4 protein-coding genes are annotated in these 3,972 nt (G+C 62.9%); 2 read left to right on the top strand and 2 right to left on the bottom strand.

What is annotated here, in order from left to right:
- Window positions 1–13 precede the first annotated feature (13 nt).
- Both KG698_RS14795 and puuE read right to left on the bottom strand, forming a co-directional pair.
- The gene (locus KG698_RS14795; RefSeq protein WP_213686314.1) at window positions 14–502 is read right to left on the bottom strand and encodes an ureidoglycolate lyase; all 489 of its coding nucleotides are present in this window, start codon (window positions 500–502) and stop codon (window positions 14–16) included.
- Entirely contained in the window at window positions 499–1,908 is a 1,410-nt protein-coding gene (gene puuE, locus KG698_RS14790; protein WP_213686313.1) for an allantoinase PuuE, read from the bottom strand. Before puuE ends, KG698_RS14795 begins: the two co-directional genes overlap by 4 nt.
- A gap of 106 nt (window positions 1,909–2,014) precedes the next feature.
- Between puuE and uraH the strand changes: the two genes are divergently transcribed.
- Both uraH and KG698_RS14780 read left to right on the top strand, forming a co-directional pair.
- Window positions 2,015–2,368 carry a hydroxyisourate hydrolase gene (gene uraH / locus KG698_RS14785; RefSeq protein ID WP_213686312.1) on the top strand — a complete coding sequence of 118 codons (354 nt, stop codon included), beginning with the start codon at window positions 2,015–2,017 and terminating at the stop codon, window positions 2,366–2,368.
- 106 nt (window positions 2,369–2,474) lie between these two features.
- Window positions 2,475–3,972: AMP-binding protein (locus KG698_RS14780; RefSeq protein ID WP_213686311.1), on the top strand; the 1,498-nt coding region annotated here is incomplete at its 3' end.

Here is a 3,972-nt window from a genome sequence, read left to right as displayed (position 1 = left end):
AGACCCGCCGCGATCAGCCCGCGCGCACCAGATAGGGCTGATCGAACCAATGTTCTTCAAGGTTTGCACCCTCGCCAATCCGGTCGATCACGGCGAACAGCCCCGGCGCATGGAGCGGTGTCAGCACGCCATGCCATGTGTTGCGCGCGATATTGATCCCCTGGCCCGGCGCGGTACGAAAGGCCAAGGGCTGGCCCGGCGCGCCGCCCTGATCGGGGGCCACGATGACCAGAAACGGATTATGCGACATCGGGATAAAGGCCTGCGACCCCAACGGGTGGCGTTCGACCATCTCGAGCAGGTAGGGCAGCGCGCGGGTTTGCGACTGAAACAGGCTGATGCCCGCGCGCCCACCGTCGAAATCAAGCCGCGCGCGATCATGCCAGCGCCCGCAAAGCCCTTGGTTGATGATCTTGTCGGGATCACCCGCGACCTCGAGCAGATCGCCGAAAGGGGCGAAGGCCTCAGCCGTCAAGGGCCGGATCATGATCTCGCGGCTCATCCCAGCTTCTCCATCAAGCGGAGTTCCGCGATCCGTTCGACCTGTCGGCACGCCTCGGCAAACTCGCTGTCGCGGTCTTGCGCGATACGGCGGCGAAAGGCGGCAAGGATCGTGGCTTTGGTATTGTCGCGCACCGCGATGATGAAGGGAAAGCCGAATTGCGCCACATAGGCGGTATTGAGCGCCGTAAACTCGGCGCGCTCGGCATCGGTTAATGCATCAAGGCCGGCGCTCGCCTGTTCCGCCGTGCTTTCAGGCGTCAGGCGTTTGGCAGCGGCCAGTTTGCCGGCCAAATCGGGATGGGCGTTCAGAACCCCCAGTCGCTCTGCCTCGGAGGCGCTGCGAAAGATGCGGGCAAGGGCGGCATGCACGCCGCGTGGCGTATCATGGGCAGGGCCAAGCTCCAGCGCATGGGCGCGCTCGGCGATCCATGGGGAATGCTCGAAAATGCCGCCAAAAGCAGCGACAAAGCTGTCGCGGTCCATCTGGGATGGGCGCGGCCCTGGTTTTGGCGGATGGACCCGCGCCCAATGCTCGGCAATCTGCACCCTTGTGGCAAACCAGACGCCGTCATGCGCCGCCATATGGGCCAGCGCATGTTTCAGCGCTTGCGCCCGACCGGGGCGCCCGGCCAAGCGGCAATGCAGCCCGATGGACAGCATCTTGGGCGCGCCTACCACCCCCTCGGCATAAAGACAGTCGAAACTGTCGGTGATGTAGCGGGCAAATTGCGCCCCCTCAGCGAAACCCGCCTGAATGGCAAAGCGCATGTCGTTGACGTCAAGCGTATAGGGCACGATCAGCTGATCGCGGTCGCCAAAGCGCCGCCAATAGGGCAGATCATCGGCATATTCATCGGCCACATAGGCACATTGCCCGGTCTCGGCCACCAGCCGCACGGTGTTCATCGAACAGCGCCCGGTGTACCAGCCGCGCGGCACGTTTCCCGTCACCTCTGTGTGCAGCGCGATGGCCTCACGGATTTGGGCGCGCTCCTGCTCCTCGGGCATGTCGCGGTGTTCGACCCATTTCAGCCCATGGCTGGCAATCTCCCAGCCCGCATCTTTCATCGCGGCCACTTGTTCAGGCGCGCGCGCCAAGGCCGTGGCCACGCCATAGACGGTGACGGGCAGCGCCCCCAGCATGCGGTGCAGCCGCCAAAACCCCGCCCGCGCGCCATATTCATAGACCTGTTCCATGTTCCAATGCCGCTGCCCCGGCCAAGGGGCGGCACCGGTGATCTCGGACAAGAACGCCTCCGAGGCGGCATCACCATGCAAGATGTTGTTCTCGCCCCCCTCCTCGTAGTTCAGCACGATCTGCACCGCGATCTTGGCACCACCGGGCCATTGCGGATCGGGGGGCGTGGCACCATAGCCGGTCATGTCGCGGGGATATCTGTTCATGGGCGGGCCTCCATTCGTCTGGGACCAAGGCTTGTCGAAGCGCGCGGGGGGTTGCAAGGGGGGCGCGGCTGCGAAATGGTCGGGAAGGCCATGACGGAGAGACACGATGCCCGGTTTTCTGACCACCCATGTTCTTGACACCGCGCGGGGTGCGCCGGCGCAAGGGCTCAAGATCACGCTTTACCGCATCACCGGCCAATCGCGCGAGAAGATCGCCGAAAAGATCACCAATGACGATGGGCGCACCGATGGGCCGATCTTGCCCGAAGCGGCCTTTGCGACAGGCACTTACGAGCTGGTCTTTGCGGCGGGTGACTACCTGCGCCGCCTTGGCATCGACGCGATCGCGCCGCTCTTTCTGGACGACGTACCAATCCGTTTCGGCATGTCGGCGCAAGATCACTACCATGTGCCCTTGCTGCTTTCGCCCTATGGATACAGCACCTATCGCGGCAGCTAGGCCTGCGCGCGCACAGATGACGCGACGTCCTTTGTGTTTTCCTTTCCAAGTGCAAAAGAGTTGCGCTAGCGTCGCGCGATAATGGCGTGACATGAGGGGGAGGCTCATGGAGCATCCAGAGCGGCCTTGGACGGCCTTTTACCGTGCGGGCGCGCGGGTCGAGATCACGACCCCCGCCTATCGCAATCTGGCGGATTTGATCGGATCGGTGGCGGCAAGCTATGGCCGCGCGCCGGCCTTTACCTGTTGCTTGCCCAACGGCATGAACGGCACGCTGAGCTTTGCGCAAGTCGATGCCATGTCGGATGCCATGGCCGCCTATCTGCGCGAGGTGGCCGGGCTGAAGCTGGGCGACCGCGTGGCGGTGCAAATGCCCAATTGCCTGTCCTTTCCCGTGGCGGCCTTTGGCGTGTTCAAGGCGGGCTGCGTGCTGGTCAATGTCAACCCGCTCTACACCGCCGAAGAGATGGCGCGCCAATTCGAAGATGCACGCCCGCATGCGCTGATCATCATGGATATGTTCGCAGACAAGCTGCCCCGTGCCACGGCGGGCCATCCGATCCCCAATATCATCATCACCCGCGTGGCCGAGTTCTTGCCCGCCATGCCGCGCGGCATCGTGGGCTTGGTCCAGAAATACTGGGATAAATCGGTCAAGCGGATCGATATCCCCCATATCCGCCTGCCCGCCGCCTTGGCCGCAGGGCGCGCACGCATCGCAGCCGACAAGATCGCCGTAGGCAAATATCATCAAGATGTCACCGGCGATGATATCGCCGTGCTGCAATATACCGGCGGCACCACGGGCATTTCCAAGGGCGCGATGCTGACCCATGCCAACCTGATCTTGAACATGGAACAGACCATGGAATTGATCGAAGGCGTGGAGAATGGCGTCGAAAAAGGCCGCGAGGTGGCACTGACCGCCCTGCCGCTTTACCATATCTTTGCCTTTACGGTGAATTTGCTGGGCTTTTACTGGCTGGGCGCGCGCAACATCTTGATCCCCAATCCCCGGCCCCTGTCGAACCTCAAGCGCGCGTTTGAGAACTACAAGATCACCTGGATGAGCGGGGTCAACACGCTCTTCAACGGGCTGACCAATGAGATCTGGTTCCAAGACAGCCCGCCTAAGCATCTGAAATTCGCCTCTGCCGGTGGCATGGCGCTGCAAAGCTCCGTCGCCGAGACATGGGAGCGGATTACCGGCGCCCCCGTGATCCAAGGCTATGGGCTGACCGAAACATCGCCCGTGCTCACCTTCGAGCCGCTGGGCAAGGCGCGCGCTGGTTCTATCGGCGTGCCCGTCCCCTCGACCGAGATCATCTGCCTCGACGAGGCAGGCAATCCCGTCCCCCAAGGCACTCCGGGCGAGATCGCGGCGCGCGGCCCGCAGATCATGAAGGGCTATTGGGAAAAACCCGAGGAAACCGCCAAGACCATGCGCGGCGACTGGTTCTTGACCGGCGATATCGGCGTGATGGACCCCGACGGCTATATCCGCATCGTGGATCGCAAGAAAGACATGATCCTTGTCTCGGGCTTCAACGTCTATCCAAACGAGGTCGAGGATGTTTTGGCCGCCCATCCCGGCGTGCTGGAGG

This window comes from Roseicyclus sp. (genome assembly GCF_018402035.1).
Taxonomy (GTDB): domain Bacteria; phylum Pseudomonadota; class Alphaproteobacteria; order Rhodobacterales; family Rhodobacteraceae; genus Roseicyclus.
The sequence above is the reverse complement of the archived record's forward strand: the minus strand, read 5'-3'. Positions and strand labels throughout refer to the sequence as shown.